Here is a 17,907-nt window from a genome sequence, read left to right as displayed (position 1 = left end):
CGTCCGGCGAGGGTCCGGGAACTCAGGGGAGTTCGGACGGGTCCTCATGGGGCTCGCCCCGCAGCGCGCGCAGCATCGGTCGGCACTTCGCCAGCACCTCGGCGTGCTCGGACACCGGATCCGAGGCGGCCACCAGCCCACCGCCGGCGTGCAGCGTGACCGTCCGGTCGTCACCCAGATGCGCCATCCGCAGGGCGATCGCCCATTGCCCGTCGCCCCGGCCGTCCATCCAGCCCACGGGGGCGGCGTAGCCGCCCCGGTCGCGCGGCTCCAGCCGGGCGATGATCTCGTCGGCCGCTTCCCGTGGAGTGCCCGACACGGCGGCCGAGGGGTGCAGCCGCGAGGCGACGTCCAAGCTGGTCACGCCGTTGCGCAGGCTGGCAGAGACGTCCGAGGCCAGATGTTCCAGTCCCGGCAGCCGCAGGACGAACGGCTCCGGGGAGACGTCGATGCCCTCGGCCAGGCCCGCCAGGCGCTCTGTCACCGACTCCACCGCGAAGGCGTGCTCGGACAGCTCCTTGGCGTCGGAGCGGAAAGCGCGGCGGTCGATCTCGTCGAGCTCGCCGTCGTCCGCCACCGGTCGGGTTCCGGCCAGGACGCGGGAGAACACCCGGCCGTTCTCGGTCTGGGCCAGCATCTCCGGGCTCGCACCGATCACATCGTCGAGGTGGTACACCCAGGTGCTCGGGTAGGCGCGGGCCAGCCGGGCCAGCAGCACTGCCGGTCGGATGCTCTGGGACGCACGGACCGTGGTGCGCTCGGAGAGCACCACCTTGGCGGCACGGCCCTGCCGGATCTCGGCGACGGCCTCGTCGACCAGCGCCTGGTACTCATCGGGTGTGTGGTCCGCCTCGACCTCCAGCGCGTCGGCGGTCGAGGGGCCGACGGGGGTGGAGGGGAACAGGTCGCGCCACGACGTGGGCAGCACCGGATCCTCGTCGACACCGACCACGGTCAGGAACGACTCCCCGTCGTGGACCCCCAGCAGAGCCCGGGGGACCATCAGCTGGGAGGCGCGCTCGGAGCTGTCGGCGTACGAGAAGCTCCCCAGGGCGATCAGTCCACTGGTGCGGGTGCGCACCTCGTCGTCCACCAGGGCGCGGGATGCCAGGCTCTGGAAGGCGGAGCTGGCGGCGGCGAAGCGGTGGGGCCCGGTGGTCCGCGTGGACCAGGCCGTCCCGAGGGCGACCACGCCCTGACCGTGGCGCAGCCAGGCGCCGCTGACCGCGGCGGGAATATGGCCGAGGAGGTCGACGGACTCCTCCAGCCGCAGGGTGCGGACGGACAGCGTCACCGGGTGCTCGGTGTCCTCGGGGTTCAGATTCGGGGCGGGCATCGACATCATTATGCGACACCGAACCCGCCGCGCGCCGTGACCCGCGTCCCGTCCCGGGATGCACGGTCCGGACACGAGGAGGTGCGACCATGGAGCGCGACCCCGAACGTGGGGTCCCCGGACCCGCTTCGGATCCGCTTCCCCCGTCGTGACCCGCCCAAGGAGCAGTTCGTGAGCAGCACCGGCGACAGCATCGCGACACCCCTGGTCCGCGGAGCGCTCGCCGCAGCGCTCTCGCTGGGCACCGCGCTCGCCGTGGTCGTGGTGCCCGCGCTGGCCGCCCAGGTCGCCGGGACCCGCTCGACCGCGAGCGTCCTGGACGCGATCATCATCGCGCTGAACGTCCTGGTGCTGGGCCACGGGGGCGGGATCATCCTGAGCACCGGGGTGATCGACGGATCGGTGACCCTGACGCCCTTCGGGCTGCTCGCCCTGCTGCTGGTCCTGGCCGCGCTCGGGATGCGCCGGGTGGGCCGGGCGCTCCGCCTGGTCCGCGACGACGGGGTGCTGCGCCTCCGTGCCCTGCGCGATGCCGGTGGGGCGCTGGGTTCCTACGCCGTGGTCTATGCGATCGGGGTGGGGGTGCTCGCCGGAATCGGGCGCAGCATCGACACCAGCCCCGTGGTGACCTCCGCGTTCGTCTCCGGCGCGATGGTGGCGGTCCTCGGAGGGCTGACGGGGCTGCTGTGGTCGCTGCGCCGTGAGGCCACCTCGACGGTGCCCGGCGTGCGGGTGCTCGACCTGCTTCCCTCCCCCTACGGCGACGTCGCCCGGGCCGCGCTCATCGCTCTGCTCGGACTGCTCTGCGTGGGGCTGGGGACGACCGTGGTGATGCTGCTGGTGTCGGTGCCGGCGCAGTCCTCCCTGTTCGAGAGTCTGGATCCCGGGGTCACCGGTGGGCTCGTGCTCACTCTCGTCCAACTGGCGCTGCTGCCGCTGCTGGCGGTGTGGGCCCTGGTGGTCGTCGCCGGCGGCACCGTGGGTCTCGGCACCACCACCGAGCTCTCCCTGGGCGGGTCCGAGACGGGCGTGATGCCCGCGCTGCCGATGCTGGGAGCCATTCCCGGGCCCGGTGATTTCCCCGGATGGACCTGGGTGCTGCTGGTGCTGCCGGTGATCCCGATCGCGCTCGGTGCGGTGCGCCTGGTCCGGGACGTGGCGGATCTCGAGCGCCGCGACCGGATCACCGCCTGGATCGCCTATCCCGCCGTCGTGGTCGTCGCCGTGCTGCTGCTCGCGGGGCTGTCCACGGGAGGCATCGGTGAGGGGAGGCTCGTGCACCTCGGACCGCAGATGGGCTCCTTCCTGCTGCCGCTGGTCGGCCTCGCCGTGCTCGCCACCGGTGGGGTGATCGGTGTGCTCGCGACGCCGCTGCTGCCCTGGGCGCGCACGAGCATGACGTCCCTGCGGGCGAGGGTCGACCGGGCCGAGACGAGCGAGCGGGCCCCCTCGGAGACCAGATCCGGGCCGACGCTCCCTGCCCCGCCCCGCCCCGCCCCGCCGTCGTCGGCCGGATCATCCACCTCGCCGGCCTCGGCCTCATCCGCGGCCTCGGCCGCCGAGCCGGCCTCGTCCGCCACCCCCGGCTCTCCCGGCACGCCCGCCGACTCTCCCGTCTCCGCCGGCTCTCCCGGGTACGTCGGCTCTCCCATCTCCGCCCGCTCTCCCGCTTCTGCAGAGGACGCCGTCCTCGACGGGGAGGTCGTGAACGGGCAGGACGCCACGGACGCGTCGACCGATCACGAGCGCGACGCGGAGGGCGAGGACGGCATCAACCGCCCAGCAGAGAGCTGACCCAGCCGGCCATGGAGTCCTGGGCCTCGGTCTCGCACTGCGCCTGTGCCTGCTCCGTGATCGCCGTGGAGCGGCACTCCTCGACCTCCGCCATCGGACCGTAGAACAGCAGCGAGAGCAGGGAACCGGCCACGATCATGAGCGTGGCGGGGACACCCACCAGCACCCCGATCACCCCCATGCCCCAGCGGCCCTCGCGGAAGGACTGCACCGACAGCAGCACCAGCAGCACCATCGCGACCAGCGCGGTGACCCCGGCGGCCAAGGAGAACGGCAGCGGAGCCATCAGCAGCAGCCACGACGCGAGCATCGTCACGACCAGGACGCCCAGAAGTCGTCGGGAGCGGGCCGGGGCCTCGTCGGAGGGGCGCCGATCCTGATCGTCCTGGTGCTCGTTGCTCATCGAACCTATTGTGCCCGGTACCCCTGGGCACGGGCACCGACGTCCGCGACGGCCCGCTCGGGGGTGTCGGTCATGCCGGGCGCTCGCTGCAGGCCCCGCCGGCGACTAGCCTGGCCCGGTGACCCGCACCCCCGTCGCCGTCCTCATCTCCGGCACCGGCTCCAACCTCGCCGCGCTGCTGCGCGCGGCGCAGGAGCCCACGTGCCCTTACGCCGTCGTCGGCGTGATCGCCGACCGCGAGGCCTCGGGCCTCGAGCACGCGCGCGGCGCCGGGATCCCCATCGAGGTGGTGCGCCTGGCCGACCACGCCGACCGCGCCGCGTGGGACCGCGCCCTCACCGCTGCCGTGACCCGTCTGGAGCCCGAGCTGGTGGTCCTGGCCGGCTTCATGAAGCTCGTCGGACCGCCGCTGCTGGCCGCCTTCGGCGGACGCATCATCAACACCCATCCGGCGCTGCTGCCGGCCTTCCCCGGCGCCCATGGGGTGCGCGACGCCCTCGCCCACGGGGTGAAGATCACCGGCGCGAGCGTCATCGAGGTCGATGCCGGGGTGGACACCGGACGGATCCTCGCCCAGACCGCCGTCGACGTGCTCGAGACCGATACCGAGGACACCCTGCACGAGCGCATCAAGGCGGTCGAGCAGCCCCTGCTGGTCGACGTCGTCCGCCGCCTCGCCGCCGCTCGCTGACGGCCCGGACGGGCTCCGGATGCCATGAGGCACGGGGGCCGCTACAGTGGTGGCACACGACTGGCGAAGGTGGGCGACCACCGGGGAGTGACGGTTGTGGGCATCGACCGCCTGGGTGCCCGCTGCAGAGTCAGATCCGCACAGCCCGATCCGAACAGGAGCACGCCTCGTGACCACCGCCTCGCGCCGCCCGATCCGCCGCGCCCTCATCTCCGTCTTCGACAAGACCGGCATCGTCGACCTCGCCCGCACCCTCGTCGAGCATGACGTCGAGATCGTCTCCACCGGCTCCACCGGTGCCACCCTCCGCGAGGCCGGCCTCGCGGTGACCGACGTCGAGGCGGTGACCGGCTTCCCCGAGATGCTCGACGGCCGTGTGAAGACCCTCCACCCCCGCGTCCACGGCGGCCTCCTCGCCGACCAGCGCCTGGAGTCCCACCGCGCCCAGCTGGCCGAGCACGACATCGCCCCCTTCGACCTGGTGGTGGTGAACCTCTACCCGTTCAGCGAGACCGTCGCCGCCGGCGGCACCTTCGACCAGATCATCGAGAAGATCGACATCGGCGGGCCCTCCATGGTGCGCGGCGCGGCGAAGAACTTCGCCTCCGTCGCCGTGGTCGTGGACCCCGAGGTCTACGCGACCGCCGGCGAGGCCACCGCGGCGGGGGGCTTCACCCTGGCCGAGCGCCAGGAGCTCGCCACCATCGCTTTCACCCGCACCGCCGAGTACGACGACGCGATCAGCGACTGGATGCTCGACCAGCTCCCCGAGGTCGAGGGCGATGCGCAGGACGGCGCGCGGGGTGATGCGCTGGATGGTGCCCAGGACGTCGAGGCCGACGCCCCCCGGAGCATCCTCGACCTCAGCGACGAGGACGCCGCCGAGCTCGGCTTCACCGCCACACTGCGCTACGGCGAGAACCCCCATCAGCGAGCCCGCCTGGCGGTGACCGATCCCGCGGAGCCCGGCATCGCCGGCGCCGAGCAGCTCGGCGGCAAGGCGATGAGCTACAACAACTACGTCGACGCCGACGCCGCCGTGCGCGCCGCCTTCGATCACGAGCGTCCGTGCGTCGCCGTGGTCAAGCACAACAACCCCTGCGGCATCGCCGTGGCGGCCGAGGGCGAGGACATCGCCGCCGCGCACCTGCGCGCCCACGGCACCGACCCGCTGTCCGCCTACGGCGGTGTGATCGCGACCAACCGTCCCGTCACGCTCACCATGGCTCAGCAGGTCAAACCGATCTTCACCGAGGTCATCCTGGCCCCGGCCTACGACGACGAAGCGCTCGAGCTGCTGCGCACCAAGAAGAACCTGCGGATCCTGCGCCTGGAGAGCGGGTACTCCCGCGATGTCGAGATGCGAGAGATCTGGGGCGGGATGCTCGTCCAGGACGCCGACGCGATCGACGCCGAGGGCGATGATCCCTCGACCTGGACCCTGGCCGCCGGAGACGCCGCCGACGAGGCGACCCTCGCGGACCTCGCCTTCGCCTGGCGCTCCGTGCGCGCGGTGAAGTCGAACGCGATCCTGCTGGCGAGCGGCGGAGCCGCCGTCGGACTCGGCATGGGCCAGGTCAACCGCCTGGACTCCTGCCGCCTGGCCGTCTCCCGCGCCAACACCCTCGGCCAGCACACCGAGGGGGACCTCGCCCCCGAGCGCGCCCGCGGCGCGGTCGCGGCGTCGGACGCCTTCTTCCCCTTCGCCGACGGCGCCCAGATCCTGCTCGACGCGGGGGTGCGCGCGATCGTCCAGCCCGGCGGCTCCATCCGCGACGAGGAGGTCATCGAGGCCTGCCGCGCCGCCGGGGCGACCCTCTACCTGACGGGCACGCGCCACTTCGCGCACTGAACCGTGTCGGTTCCCGACACCCGGCCCCGGCGTCCTCGCGGCACCGGGGCCGGGTGCGTTCACCGCAGTGACAGCCCTGACCTCTACAGTGAGGGACATACACCAGCGTGATGCCGAAGGAGTGGCCGTGAGGATTCCCGACAACCAGAGCCTGCGCGAGTACATCGAGCATCTGCGCGACGAGGGGTACACGGTCGCGGACGGTCATACGCCTGATCCGGACCTCATCGATCCGCAGGGCAACCCCGTCTACACCTGGCAGGAGGGGTACCCCTACGAGACGCGGATGGATCGCGAGGAGTACGAGCGCGAGAAGTACAAGCTCCAGGTCGAACTGCTGAAGTACCAGTACTGGCTCGAGGACAACGATCAGAAGTCGATCATCATCTTCGAGGGGCGCGACGCGGCCGGCAAGGGCGGCACCATCAAGCGCTTCACGGAGCACCTGAACCCGCGCACCGCCCGCGTCGTGGCGCTGAACAAGCCCAGTGACCGCGAACGCGGCCAGTGGTACTTCCAGCGCTACATCCAGCATCTGCCCACCGAGGGCGAGATGGTGCTGTTCGACCGATCCTGGTACAACCGCGCCGGCGTCGAGCGGGTCATGGGCTTCGCCTCCCCGGAGGAGTACGAGACCTTCATGCATCAGGTGCCGTACTTCGAGCGCATGCTCGTCGACTCCGGCATCTACGTCACCAAGTTCTGGTTCTCCGTCTCCCAGAAGGAGCAGCGCACCCGCTTCGCGATCCGCCAGCTGGATCCGGTGCGGCGCTGGAAGCTGTCTCCGATGGACCTGGAGTCCCTGGATCGCTGGGAGGCATACACGCAGGCCAAGGAGGAGATGTTCCGCCGCACGGACAAGAAGTACGCGCCGTGGACCATCATCCGCTCCAACGACAAGAAGCGGGCACGGCTGAACGCGATGCGCTTCTTCCTGTCTCAGTTCGAGTACGAGGACAAGGACCACGAGGTCATCGGCACCCCGGACCCGAAGCTCGTCATGCGCGGCAAGATGGAAGAGGCCGACGAGTGAGCGTCGCCGTTGCCGTCGACGGGTGAGCATCGCGGCTGGGCCGAGGGGCCCGAGCGGCGACACGTGTGTTGAGGGGCTCGAGCGGCGACTCGTGGGTTGAGGGGCCTGTGCGGTGACTCGTGGGTTGAGGGGCCTGTGCGGTGACTTGTGCGTTGAGGAGCCTCCTGTTGTGTCCTGAGACCGCCATGGGTCGCGACGCGCCGCACCACCCGCACCCGTTCCACCGATCCCGCCCGCAGGCGTCGCGGATCGGTGGAACGGGCGGGCGTGTCGACGCGGGGCCCGGCTCAGACGCCGGTGGGACCCGGAATAGACGCCGGCGCGGCCCGGCTCGGACACCGGCCGGGCCCGGACTAGACGCCGACGCGCCGCACCACCCGCATCCATTCCACCGATCCGGCCCGCAGGCGTCGCGGATCGGTGGAACGGGCGGGCGTGTCGACGCGCGGCCCGGCTCAGACGCCGGTGGGACCCGGAATAGACGCCGGCGCGGCCCGGCTCGGACACCGGCGCGGCCCGGACCAGCCGCCGGCGGGGCCCGTCAGATGTCGGCGGGGAAGTCCATCGGGAGCCTGGTGATCTCCCCGGAGTCCAGGCCCGGGTCCTCGACGGCCGGCATGGTGCCGGTGGGGGTCGCCCGGTGCGGGGCGGTCATCGATGCGGGGGACAGCAGCGCGTTCAGTCGGCCTTCGTCCAGCAGCCCCCGCTCGAGCACCAGGTCGGCCACCGGGCGGCCCGTGTCCAGGGCGTCCGAGGCGACGTCCGTGGCGGCGGCGTATCCGATCACCGGGACCAGTGCGGTGACCACGCCGATGGAGCGGCGCAGATGGTCCTCGAGGATGTCGTGGTTCAACGTGATCCCGGAGATGCACCGATCGGCCAGGGTGTTCATCGCCCGGGTCATGATGCGCGTGGACTCGAGGATGTTGAATCCGATCACCGGCTCGAAGGGGTTCAGCTGCAGCTGGCCGCCCTCGGCGGCGAAGGTCACCGTGAGGTCGTTGCCGATCACCTCGAAGGCCACCTGGTTCACGACCTCCGGGATCACCGGGTTCACCTTGCCGGGCATGATCGAGCTGCCCGGCTGGACCGACGGCAGATTGAGCTCGTGCAGGCCCGCCCGCGGCCCCGAGGACAGCAGGCGCAGATCGTTGCAGATCTTCGAGATCTTCACGGCGATGCGCTTGAGGATCCCCGAATAGGTCACGAAGGCACCGGTGTCGCTGGTGGCTTCGACCAGGTCCGCGGCGACCACGAAGGGCACCCCGGTCAGCTCGGACAGCTCCCGGGCGGCCAGCTGGGCGTAGCGCGGATCGGTGGTGATCCCGGTGCCGATCGCGGTGGCGCCCAGGTTGATCTCCTGGAACAGGGTGGCGGTGCGGGTGAGACGCTGGACGTCCTCGTCGATCGTGGTGGCCCAGGCGTTGAACTCCTGGTCCACGGTCATCGGGACCGCATCCTGCATCTGCGTGCGGCCCATCTTCAGGACCTGGGAGAACTCCTCGCCCTTCTCTCGCAGCGTGGTGATCAGATGGTCCATCGACTCGGCCAGGGCGGGGAACGTCAGCATCATCGCCAGGCGCAGTGCCGTGGGGTACACGTCGTTGGTGGACTGGGCCAGATTGACGTGGTTGTTCGGGTGGAGGTGCTCGTAGTCGCCCTTGTCCCGGCCCAGGATCTCCAGGGCACGGTTCGCGATGACCTCGTTGGCGTTCATGTTGGTGCTGGTCCCGGCACCGCCTTGGATCATGTCCACGACGAAGTGCTCGGTGAGGTCGCCGCCGGCGATCTCCGCGCAGGCCTGTTCGATGGCGGCCGCGCGCTCGTCGTCGAGTGCACCCAGGCGATGATTGGCCCGGGCCGTGGCGCGCTTGACCTGGGCGAGTGCCTCGATCAGGCGGGGGAAATGGCTGAGCGGCACATCGGTGATGTGGAAATTCTCCTGCGCGCGCAGGGTCTGGATGCCGTAGTAGACGTCCGCAGGGACCTCGCGATCGCCGAGCAGGTCGTGCTCCGTGCGTGTCGCGGTGTCGGGCGTCGAACCGGGGCTGGTCATGTCGAGGAGTCCTCCAGGTCGCGAAGTGGTCGACGGCGTTGCCGACCTTCCGGCCAGCGTAGCCGCGCCGGAGCCGTAGCATGGGCACGTGCGTTCCGAGAGTTCTCCCTTCACCGTGGGCGCCGCCTGCCGCCGGCAGTGGGTGCTGGTCCTGTCGGTCCTGGCCGTGGTCGCGATCGCGGTGGTCGGGATCGTCGTCGGCGCGCCCCTGGCAGGTCAACTGCTGGCCGCACTGCTCGGGGTGCTCGCCCTGCTGCGGGCCGTGCTGCCGGTGCAGTCCGCCGGGGCGCTCGCGGTGCGCACCAGATTGATCGACGTCGGGGTGCTCGCCGTCCTGGCTCTCGGGCTCGGCGTGCTCTCGGTCTCCCCGAACCTCTGAGTCGGACCGGGCGGTCCGCCACCCGTCGGCCCGCCTTCCCGCACCCTGTCGGCCCCGCCCCGCCTCCGTCGACCGCTCCCCGCGTCCGTCGACCGCTTCCCGCGCCCCGTGGACCCCTCCCCGCACCCCGTGGGAACCCGTGAACCGCACCCCGCCGCAGCAGCCGTCCGGACGCCCTCGGGCGGTCGGGTGCGGTGCCGCGTCGGCCGCCCGGAATGTGACGAGCACCAGGGTCCCGAGAGCTGTGTACCGAGCTGGTGCGTGTGGGACGATCAGTCCCGTGCCCACCGATCTTGTCCGGCTCCATGCCGTCTTCGACCTCGCGATGAGGGTCGGCGTAGGGCTGCTCGGCAACGGCGCGGCCGCCTCGGAGGTGACCGCGACCGTCCTGCGGATCACCAGCTCCTCCGGCCTGCGCAACGTCTCCGTTCAGGTGACCTTCGACGAGGTGATCATCTCGTATCTCGCCGACGAGTCGGCGACCCCGTTCACCAGGGTCCGCGCCGCCAGCGCCAGGACCCAGAACTTCGCGCGCCTGGCCGCGTTCGAGGACATCACCCACGACTACATCAGCGGTGAGATCCCGCTGGAGGAGGCCCGCCGCGCGGCCGAGACGGTCCCGCAGACGGCCCCTGCCAACAAGCTGCCGCTGGTGGTGCTCGGCTTCGCCGTGATGGGCGGTTCCCTCTCGCTGTACTTCGGGGCGGACCCGCTCGTGCTCGTCGCCGCGACGCTCGCCTCGGGGCTGCTGACCGCCGCCGGGGTGTTCTTGTCGAGGATGCACATCCCGGCCTTCTACGGTCAGGCCTTCGGCGGCTTCCTGGCCGTCGGCGTCGCGGTGCTGGTCGGCCTGATCAACCCCACCGTCAACTCCTCGATCGTCGTGGTCTCGTGCATCATCGTGCAGCTGACCGGTCTCGCGTCCATCGGTGCGGTGCAGGACGCCGTGACCGGCTGGTACCTCACGGCTGCCGGCCGCATGCTGGAGACCCTGATGCTCACCGTCGGCATCGTGGCCGGTGTGCGCGGCGGCATGCTGTTCGCGGACGCGCTCGGCACCGACATCTCGGTCAGCGCCTCGATCCCGATCTCGCTGATCACCATCGTCTGGGTGGTCGTCGCCGGGCTCGGGATGGGCGTCGGCTACGGCGTGGGCACCCATGTGCCATGGCGGATGCTGCCCTGGATCGCGGCCGTCTCGCTGGTGTCCGGGCTGATCTCCCACCTGCTCGCCGGCCTCGTCCTCGATCGCGTGTACGCCGTGGCGCTCGCCGCCTTCATCTCCGGCATGGTCGCCGTGGCGCTGGGCGACCGCCTGCGCGCCCCGGCCCTGGTGTTCGTCATGGGCGGGGTCATCCCGCTGGTCCCCGGCAGCCTCATCTACCGTGGTCTGCTGGGCCTGGGCGACGATGTCGGCTCCGGGGCCGCCGACCTGTTCAGCGCCGGCGAGATCGCGGTCGGCATCGCCGCCGGGATCGTGCTCGGCCAGCTGCTGGCCGCCCGGATCGTCCCCTACTTCCGCCGCACGGGCATCGCCTACACCCCGAGCATCTCCTCGCCGTTCACCACGCTGCGCCGCCGACGTCTCTCCCTGGGCTCGCGCCGCCGGAGGCGTCGTGACGGCCAGGAGGTCGTCGAGCCCTCTACGATGACGGGCGAGATGACAGCGCTGTCCCCCTCGATGTTCGAGGACATCGACGGTCTCGAGGACCTCGACCCTCCGCAGGAGGACCCGGGACGGCGGATCGACTCCGAGGAGAACACATGAGCACCACCGCGACCATCGCCGTCGGCAGCTACTCCCGCAGCGGGAGCGGGCGGGGCTCCGGCCTCGAGCTGCTGCACCTGACCCAGGGCGACGGGGCCGAAGCGGGGGAGGGCGCCGGGGCCCTGACGGTGCGGCGGGGGCCGACGGTCGACCTTCCGGACCCGTCCTTCGTGCTCTGGAGCGCCGACGGCAGCCTGCTGTACGCGGTGCTGGAGACGGACCCCACCCGGGTGGCCGCGGTGCGCGTCGCCCCCGACGGCTCCACGGCCGAGCTCGTCGCCGATCTCACGCTCGAGGGCTCCGGTGGCTGCCACCTCGCCCCGGGACGGACCGCGGGGACGCTGCTGGTGGCCGATTACGGATCCGGCACCGTCGAGACGGTGCGCCTGGACGCGGACGGGGTGCCCGTCGAGCTCATCGACGTCGATCACCATCGCGATCTCGGGGAGGACGGGACGCCCCATCCCCACCAGGTCACCGCGCTGCCCGGCACGGACTCGCTCGCGGTGCCGGACCTCGGCCTGGACCGCGTCTTCCTGTACCGCCAGGACGACGAGGGACAGATGGGACTGGTCGGCGAGATCCCGCTGCACCGGGGCAGCGGCCCGCGGCACCTCGCGGCCGACCATGAATCCGAGCAGCTGCACATCTCCTGCGAGCTCTCCGGCGCGATCGCGACGGCGGTGCGCCGTCCCTCCGAACCGGAGTCGAGCACGCCGCCGGCGCTGCGCGGCTCCAGCCACCGCTGGAGCGTGCGCTCGGTGATCCCCGGCAGCCGGACGGAGGGTGAGAACGCGCTCTCCCACCTCGAGCTGACGGCCGACGAGTCGGTGCTGCTGGTCGCCAACCGGGGACCGGACACCCTCTCGGCGCTGTCGCTGACCATGATGCGTCCCCAGATCAGCTCGGAGATCGAGGTCGGCGCGCATCCCCGTCACTTCACCCAGCTCGGTCAGCTGGTGCTGGTCGCCGCCCAGGAGGGCGACCGGATCGATGTGCTGCGCCGGGACGACGACGTGCTCTCGGTGGCCGCGGATCCGATCCCCGCCCCCTCGGCATCCTGCGTCGCCGTGCGCCCCTGAACTGCGCACGGCGCGCTCCCGAGGCACCGTTCCCGGACTCTTGTCGCGGTGACGGTTAGACTTTCGCACGCTGTGCCGGAGATCGCCCGGGCCCGTCCGGCCGATCCGGCCCCGACAGTTCGGAAGGAACATCGATGAACACTGCCGCAGACGCCGGCACCGATCCCTCCCGCCGCTCCGGCGGCGGGGCCGTGGAGACCGCCCCGGTGACGCTCTCGGCGGCCCCGGATCGCGAGGAAGCCGCCGCCCGCGCCGAGGCGCTGTTCGTCCAGTCCTTCGGGTACGCGCCCGACGGGGTGTGGTCCGCGCCGGGCCGGGTGAACATCATCGGCGAGCACGTCGACTATCAGGACGGGCTCTGCCTGCCGATGGCCATCTCGCACCGCTGCTTCGCCGCGGCGGCCCGCACGCCCACCGACCGCGTGCGGCTGCGCTCGGCGCAGGACGACCGCGTCCTGGACCTGGACGCGCGCGAGCTCACGCCGGGCATCGTCGAGGGCTGGCCGGCATACGTCGCCGGCGTGCTGTGGGCGCTGCGCAAGCACATCTCCGGGGCATCCACGCAGGGGATGGACATCATGATCGACGGCCAGGTGCCGCTGGGGGCGGGGCTGTCCAGCTCGGCCGCGCTGGAATGTGCTGCCGCGGAGGCGATGGATGCGCTGCTGAGCCTGGGCACCCGGCCGCTGGACCGGGTGCGGGCCGCGATCACCGCGGAGACCGACTTCGCCGGCGCTTCCACGGGCGGTCTGGACCAGTCGGCGTCCGTGCTCTCCCGCGCCGGGCACGCGCTGTTCCTGGACTGCCGGGACTTCTCCACCCGTCCCGTGCCGTGGGACCTGGAGACCCAGGGCCTGGCGCTGCTGATCACCGATACCCGTGCCGAGCACTCCCACGTCGACGGGGAGTACACGGCCCGTCGTGCGGACAGCGAGCGGGCGGCCGAGCTGCTGGGCGTCGCCACCCTGCGCGACGCCGATGTCGAGCAGCTCCAGGAGCTGCTCGGGCGGATCGACGACGAGCAGGTCCGTCGTCGGGCCCGGCACGTGCTCACCGAGATCCAGCGGGTGCGCGACGTCGATGCGCTGCTGGCCGCCGGGACGGTGCGGGCGCACGTCGACGAGCTCGGGGCGCTGCTGAACGCGTCCCACGACTCGCTGCGGGACGACTACGAGGTGACCGTCCCGGCGCTGGACGTCGCGGTGGACGCCGCTCGGGAGGCCGGGGCCCACGGGGCCCGGATGACCGGAGGCGGGTTCGGCGGCTCCACGATCGCACTGGTCGAGGCCGAGCAGGCGGAGTCGGTGGCGGCGGCGATCGCCGCGTCCTTCGCCGATCACGGCCTCACGGCCCCGGAGTTCTTCCTCGCTCTGCCGTCCGAGGGTGCTGGACAGGACCGCTGAGCACAGCTGCCGTTCCCGGCTCGGACACGAGGCTCAGGCCTTCTCGCCCGGTTGCGGAGCCGGTGCCGGTGCGGGGGCGGCGAGCCAATCGCGCACCCCCTCCAGCAGTCGTCGGCGGGTGTCGGCATCCGCGGCGGAGACCCGGATCGAGTCCGCGGCGAGGTGCGCCAGCTCCGTGTCGCTGAAGCCGACAGCACGTGCCGTCTCGTACTGCTGAACCAGGCGGGAGCCGAACAGCAGCGGGTCGTCGGCCCCGAGAGCGATCTGTGCGCCGGCGTCGACCAGCTGTCGCAGCGGCACGTCGACGGCATCGTCGACCACCCCGAGCGAGGCGTTCGAGGCCGGGCACACCTCGAGCCCGATCCCGGCCTCGACGATTCGGGCCAGCAGCGCCGGGTCGTCGGCCGAGCGCACCCCGTGGCCGAGCCGGCTCGGGGCCAGGTGGTCCAGGACGTCCTCGATGTGCGCCGGGCCCAGCAGCTCCCCGCCGTGCGGCACCGAGAGCAGCCCCGCCTCGCGGGCGATCCGGAACGCCGGGCCGTAGTCCGCGGTCGTGCCGCGGCGCTCGTCGTTGGACAGCCCGAATCCGATCACGCGTCCGGCATGGAGCGCCGCCAGTCGTGCCAGCGTGCGGGCATCCAAGGGGTGTCGTGTCCGGGAGGCGGCGACGATGATGCCGATGCTCACGCCGGTCTCCCGCTCCGAGCGTTCGGCCTGGTCCAGCACGATCTCCAGCGCGGGGGTGAGACCCCCGACGAACGGTGCGTAACTGGTGGGATCGACCTGGAGCTCGAGGCGGCCCGACCCTTCGGCGGCATCATCGTGCGCGGCCTCATCGACGATGCGCCGCATCGCCGGTTCGGAGTCGACCACGGCGCGGGCGGCGTCGTACTGGCGTTGGAAGCGGAACCAGCCGCGCCGTGTCGGCTCGACCTGGAGCGCGACGTCGTCGGTCAGGGACCGGGGCAGACGGATACCGCGCTGCGCGGCCATCTCGATCAGGGTCGAGGGACGCATCGACCCGGTGAAATGCAGATGCAGATGCGCCTTCGGCAGCGCGACCAGGTCCCGGCCGGCGGCGAGCGCCGCGGTCATCGGGACCTCGCCGTCCTGCCGCCGGGAAGCAGCGGTCTCACTCCGCCAGCAGCGCGGCCACGCGGTCGATGCCCTCGACGAGCTCCTGGTCGTTCAGGGCGTAGGAGAAGCGCAGGTGTCCCGGCGCGCCGAATGCTTCTCCGGGAACGGCCGCGACCTCGGCCTCCTCGAGGATCACCGTGGCCAGCTCCGTCGAGGTGGTGACCTGCCGGCCCCGGATCTGCCGATCCAGCGCCCCGGAGACGTCGGGGAAGGCGTAGAAGGCCCCGGTGGGGGTGGGGACCGTGAAACCGGGCACGCCGGCGAGCTTCTCGACGATGGTCCGACGGCGGCGGTCGAAGGCGATGCGCATCTCCTCGACGGCCTCCATGGGGCCGGTCACCGCCGCGATCGCGGCGCGCTGGGCGATGTTGTTCACGTGCGAGGTCAGGTGGGACTGCAGGTTGCTCGCCGCGGCGATGACGTCCTTCGGCCCGACCATCCAGCCCACCCGCCATCCGGTCATGGCGAAGGACTTGGCCACCCCGCCCAGGATCACCGTGGACCCGGCGAGCTCCGGGACCACCGCGAGGATCGAGGTGAAGGGCACGCCGTCGTAGGTCAGGTGCTGGTAGATCTCGTCGGTGACGATCCAGATCCCGTGCTCGTGGGCCCAGCGACCCAGCTCCGCCAGCTGCTCGGCGCCGAGCACCACACCGGTCGGGTTCGACGGGGAGCAGACGACGATCGCGCGGGTGCGCTCGGTCCGGGCCGCCTCGAGCTGCTCGATCGTGGGCACATAGCCCTGGTCGACACCGGCCAGCACCGGCACCTCGGTGGCGCCGGCCAGACGGATCGCCTCGGGGTAGGTCGTCCAGTAGGGGGCCGGCAGCAGCACCTCGTCACCCGGGTCCAGCAGGGTCGCGAAGGTCTGGTAGACGGCCTGCTTGCCGCCGTTGGTGACCAGGACCTGCGCCGGCTCGATCGGCAGGGAGGTGGAGGCGGAGATCGTCTCGGCCAGGGCCGCGCGCAGTTCGGGCAGTCCGGGCGTGGGGGAGTAGCGGTGGTTCGCAGGGACCGGGGCCGCCTCGGCCGCGGCCTCGACGATGTGCGCGGGCGTCGGGAAATCGGGCTCGCCGGCGCCGAAGCCGATCACCGGTCGACCGGCCGCCTTCAGGGCCTTGGCCTTGGCGTCGACCGCGAGCGTCGCCGAGGGCGAGATCGCGCCGACCCGCTGCGAGATGCGCTCGTGCGGAGCGGAGGGAGAGGTGCTGGCGGTGGGGAGGGCGTTGTCGGAGGTCACCTGCCTATCGTGGCAGAGGTCTCCTCCTCGTGCCAGGACGACCAGCGATCAGATCCCCATCCATCACGCGGGCGGACGGGCGCGGGCGGTCGGCCGCGGGCCGCCGGGTGCGGGCAGTGGGGTGCCGGCGGGCGAGTGGCGCGCGGGCGGCCGGGCCGAGAGGGTAAGGTCCTTTTCGGTCGGCGACGGCACCGGCTCCGGCGCGCCACGGGTGTGATGTGATCTGACGCCAGCGGATTCGCACCCGGCCGCCGAGGCTTGTATGCTGGTCGCTGGTCAGAATCGCGATCACCCCCGAGGTGGCGCGGATCGACCTCGCGGGGGACACCCTCGTGAAGGGCAGTGGCGCAATTGGTAGCGCAGCGGTCTCCAAAACCGCAGGTTGCAGGTTCGAGCCCTGTCTGCCCTGCCGATCCGGCCGGGTCCACCCGGTCGGATGCGGATGACCTCGATGAGATCGGACAGTCCTGACGTGAATTCCAGCCAGAACGCCTCGTCGGCGCCCACCAGGGGCGACGCGCCGGGCTCCGGGTCCAAGAACCCGTTCCTGGCCATCGGTCTGTTCGTCCGCCAGGTCCTCGCGGAGCTCAGGAAGGTCGTCGTCCCGACCCGCACGGAGCTGGTCATGTACTCGTTCACCGTCCTGGTGTTCGTCATCGTGATGATCCTGCTGATCTTCGGCCTCGACGCCGCGTTCAGCTGGCTGTCCCGGATCGCGTTCTCGGACCCCGACGCGGGGCTCTGAGGCCGGCCCGCGCCGCAGGAAGTACGCGTACCGTGCCCGATCAGTCCCCAGCCGTCAGGAAAGCAGGTTCCCGCTGATGAGCGATCAGACCTCATCCCCCGAAGAGTCCTACCAGGACGCCGACGACTCCCTGTCGTTCTCGTCCTCCCCGCAGGCCGCGGCCTCCGCGGAGAGCACCTCCGAACCGAGCGATTCCGCCGACGAGGTCCGTGCGTCCGGCGATGAGGTCGACGAGACCGCCTTCGGCGGCGCCGCTGCCGACGAGGATTCCGACGACGGCTCCGCGGCCGACGAGGACGCGACCGACGAGGACGCCTCCGGTGACACTGCCGCCGAGGGCGAGGGTGCCTCCGCCGATGAGGTTCCCGACGAGGAGGACCCGCTGGTCCAGCTGCGCCGTCATCTGCGCGCCGCGCTCGGCGAGTGGTACGTCATCCACTCCTACTCCGGTCACGAGAACCGTGTGAAGACCCAGCTGGCCACGCGGACCGAGACCCAGGACATGGAGGACTACATCTTCGAGGTCCAGGTCCCGATGGAGGACGCGACCGAGGTCAAGAACGGCCAGAAGAAGATCGTCCGTCGCGTGCGCATCCCCGGCTACGTGCTGGTGCGGATGGACCTGACCACCGAATCCTGGCGGGTCGTGCGGGACACCCCGGGCGTGACCGGCTTCGTCGGCAACGCCACCGAGCCGACTCCGCTGAACTTCGACGAGATCTACTCGATGCTCGAGCCGTCCGTGGGCCTGCCCGAGAAGAAGCGCAGCTCCGGCTCGGCGAGCAAGCCCGCGGCCGCGCAGAAGATGCCCGACTTCTCCGTCGGCGAGTCCGTCACCGTCATGGACGGCCCCTTCGAGACCATGCCGGCCTCGATCTCCGAGATCCACGCGGAGTCGCAGAAGCTGCAGGTCCTGGTGTCCATCTTCGGGCGCGAGACCCCGGTCGAGCTCGGCTTCGACCAGGTCGCCAAGATCTGAGTCGCCACG

Annotated in this window: 15 protein-coding genes and 1 tRNA gene; 11 read left to right on the top strand and 5 right to left on the bottom strand. The window is 71.6% G+C overall.

The features are described from left to right. Positions 1–22: 22 nt before the first annotated feature. Positions 23–1,336 carry an isochorismate synthase MenF gene (locus tag BH708_RS08675; protein WP_076808145.1) on the bottom strand — a complete coding sequence of 438 codons (1,314 nt, stop codon included), beginning with the start codon at positions 1,334–1,336 and terminating at the stop codon, positions 23–25. Positions 1,337–1,507: 171 nt separating this feature from the next. On the opposite strand from BH708_RS08675, the gene BH708_RS08670 reads away from it, so the two are divergent. Continuing rightward, positions 1,508–3,130, top strand: coding sequence for a DUF6350 family protein (locus BH708_RS08670; RefSeq protein WP_076808144.1), 1,623 nt, complete (start codon positions 1,508–1,510; stop codon positions 3,128–3,130). Here the strand turns inward: BH708_RS08670 and BH708_RS08665 are convergent. Beyond that, positions 3,108–3,533 (bottom strand): hypothetical protein, encoded by a 426-nt coding sequence (locus BH708_RS08665; protein WP_076808142.1) that lies wholly within the window; start codon positions 3,531–3,533, stop codon positions 3,108–3,110. The two genes, BH708_RS08670 and BH708_RS08665, sit on opposite strands and share 23 nt — an antisense overlap. Positions 3,534–3,651: 118 nt before the next feature. Between BH708_RS08665 and purN the strand changes: the two genes are divergently transcribed. The 3 genes from purN to ppk2 all read left to right on the top strand — a co-directional run bounded on the left by purN (position 3,652) and on the right by ppk2 (position 7,109). Further along, the gene (purN, locus tag BH708_RS08660; protein WP_076808140.1) at positions 3,652–4,224 is read left to right on the top strand and encodes a phosphoribosylglycinamide formyltransferase; all 573 of its coding nucleotides are present in this window, start codon (positions 3,652–3,654) and stop codon (positions 4,222–4,224) included. Positions 4,225–4,393: 169 nt separating this feature from the next. Then, entirely contained in the window at positions 4,394–6,076 is a 1,683-nt protein-coding gene (purH, locus tag BH708_RS08655; protein ID WP_076808139.1) for a bifunctional phosphoribosylaminoimidazolecarboxamide formyltransferase/IMP cyclohydrolase, read from the top strand. A 127-nt stretch (positions 6,077–6,203) separates the two neighbouring features. Then, a complete protein-coding gene (ppk2, locus tag BH708_RS08650; protein ID WP_076808137.1) occupies positions 6,204–7,109 on the top strand; it encodes a polyphosphate kinase 2 in 906 nt (301 codons plus the stop codon). 541 nt (positions 7,110–7,650) lie between these two features. Here the strand turns inward: ppk2 and BH708_RS08645 are convergent. Beyond that, on the bottom strand, positions 7,651–9,165 hold the full coding sequence (locus BH708_RS08645; RefSeq protein ID WP_076808135.1) for an aspartate ammonia-lyase: 1,515 nt from the start codon (positions 9,163–9,165) through the stop codon (positions 7,651–7,653). An 88-nt stretch (positions 9,166–9,253) separates the two neighbouring features. Here BH708_RS08645 and BH708_RS08640 point away from each other — a divergent pair, with 88 nt between their 5' ends. The 4 genes from BH708_RS08640 (at position 9,254) to galK (ending at position 13,797) form a co-directional block, all read left to right on the top strand. Further along, entirely contained in the window at positions 9,254–9,544 is a 291-nt protein-coding gene (locus BH708_RS08640; protein ID WP_076808133.1) for a DUF3017 domain-containing protein, read from the top strand. 280 nt (positions 9,545–9,824) lie between these two features. Next, positions 9,825–11,312: a threonine/serine exporter family protein gene (locus BH708_RS08635; RefSeq protein WP_076808131.1), complete on the top strand. Its 1,488-nt coding sequence runs from the start codon at positions 9,825–9,827 to the stop codon at positions 11,310–11,312. Beyond that, complete coding sequence (locus BH708_RS08630; protein ID WP_076808130.1) at positions 11,309–12,394, top strand: beta-propeller fold lactonase family protein; 1,086 nt, start codon at positions 11,309–11,311, stop codon at positions 12,392–12,394. Before BH708_RS08635 ends, BH708_RS08630 begins: the two co-directional genes overlap by 4 nt. 134 nt (positions 12,395–12,528) lie before the next feature. Then, entirely contained in the window at positions 12,529–13,797 is a 1,269-nt protein-coding gene (gene galK, locus BH708_RS08625) for a galactokinase (RefSeq protein ID WP_083713400.1), read from the top strand. Positions 13,798–13,830: 33 nt separating this feature from the next. On the opposite strand, the gene BH708_RS08620 is transcribed toward galK, so the two are convergent. Both BH708_RS08620 and BH708_RS08615 read right to left on the bottom strand, forming a co-directional pair. Continuing rightward, the gene (locus BH708_RS08620; RefSeq protein WP_076808128.1) at positions 13,831–14,892 is read right to left on the bottom strand and encodes an adenosine deaminase; all 1,062 of its coding nucleotides are present in this window, start codon (positions 14,890–14,892) and stop codon (positions 13,831–13,833) included. 37 nt (positions 14,893–14,929) lie between these two features. Further along, entirely contained in the window at positions 14,930–16,174 is a 1,245-nt protein-coding gene (locus BH708_RS08615; RefSeq protein WP_076808126.1) for a pyridoxal phosphate-dependent aminotransferase, read from the bottom strand. Positions 16,175–16,510: 336 nt separating this feature from the next. Here BH708_RS08615 and BH708_RS08610 point away from each other — a divergent pair. The 3 genes from BH708_RS08610 to nusG all read left to right on the top strand — a co-directional run bounded on the left by BH708_RS08610 (position 16,511) and on the right by nusG (position 17,898). Further along, a tRNA-Trp gene (locus BH708_RS08610) sits at positions 16,511–16,583 on the top strand. A 63-nt stretch (positions 16,584–16,646) separates the two neighbouring features. Next, the gene (gene secE / locus BH708_RS08605) at positions 16,647–16,919 is read left to right on the top strand and encodes a preprotein translocase subunit SecE (protein ID WP_076811017.1); all 273 of its coding nucleotides are present in this window, start codon (positions 16,647–16,649) and stop codon (positions 16,917–16,919) included. 76 nt (positions 16,920–16,995) lie between these two features. After that, positions 16,996–17,898, top strand: a complete 903-nt coding sequence (gene nusG, locus BH708_RS08600; protein WP_076808124.1) for a transcription termination/antitermination protein NusG — start codon at positions 16,996–16,998, stop codon at positions 17,896–17,898. Positions 17,899–17,907: the final 9 nt, after the last annotated feature.

The organism is Brachybacterium sp. P6-10-X1 (assembly GCF_001969445.1).
Lineage (GTDB): Bacteria > Actinomycetota > Actinomycetes > Actinomycetales > Dermabacteraceae > Brachybacterium.
This window is presented reverse-complemented; position numbering and strand designations above follow the sequence as displayed.

Excerpts from the sequence above, each read along its gene's own strand:
- BH708_RS08665 (WP_076808142.1), bottom strand. The coding sequence starts at position 3,533 with ATGAGCAACGAGCACCAGGACGATCAGGATCGGCGCCCCTCCGACGAG.
- BH708_RS08620 (WP_076808128.1), bottom strand. The coding sequence starts at position 14,892 with ATGACCGCGGCGCTCGCCGCCGGCCGGGACCTGGTCGCGCTGCCGAAG.
- nusG (WP_076808124.1), top strand. The coding sequence starts at position 16,996 with ATGAGCGATCAGACCTCATCCCCCGAAGAGTCCTACCAGGACGCCGAC.
- BH708_RS08630 (WP_076808130.1), top strand. The coding sequence starts at position 11,309 with ATGAGCACCACCGCGACCATCGCCGTCGGCAGCTACTCCCGCAGCGGG.
- BH708_RS08645 (WP_076808135.1), bottom strand. The coding sequence starts at position 9,165 with ATGACCAGCCCCGGTTCGACGCCCGACACCGCGACACGCACGGAGCAC.
- galK (WP_083713400.1), top strand. The coding sequence starts at position 12,529 with ATGAACACTGCCGCAGACGCCGGCACCGATCCCTCCCGCCGCTCCGGC.
- BH708_RS08675 (WP_076808145.1), bottom strand. The coding sequence starts at position 1,336 with ATGCCCGCCCCGAATCTGAACCCCGAGGACACCGAGCACCCGGTGACG.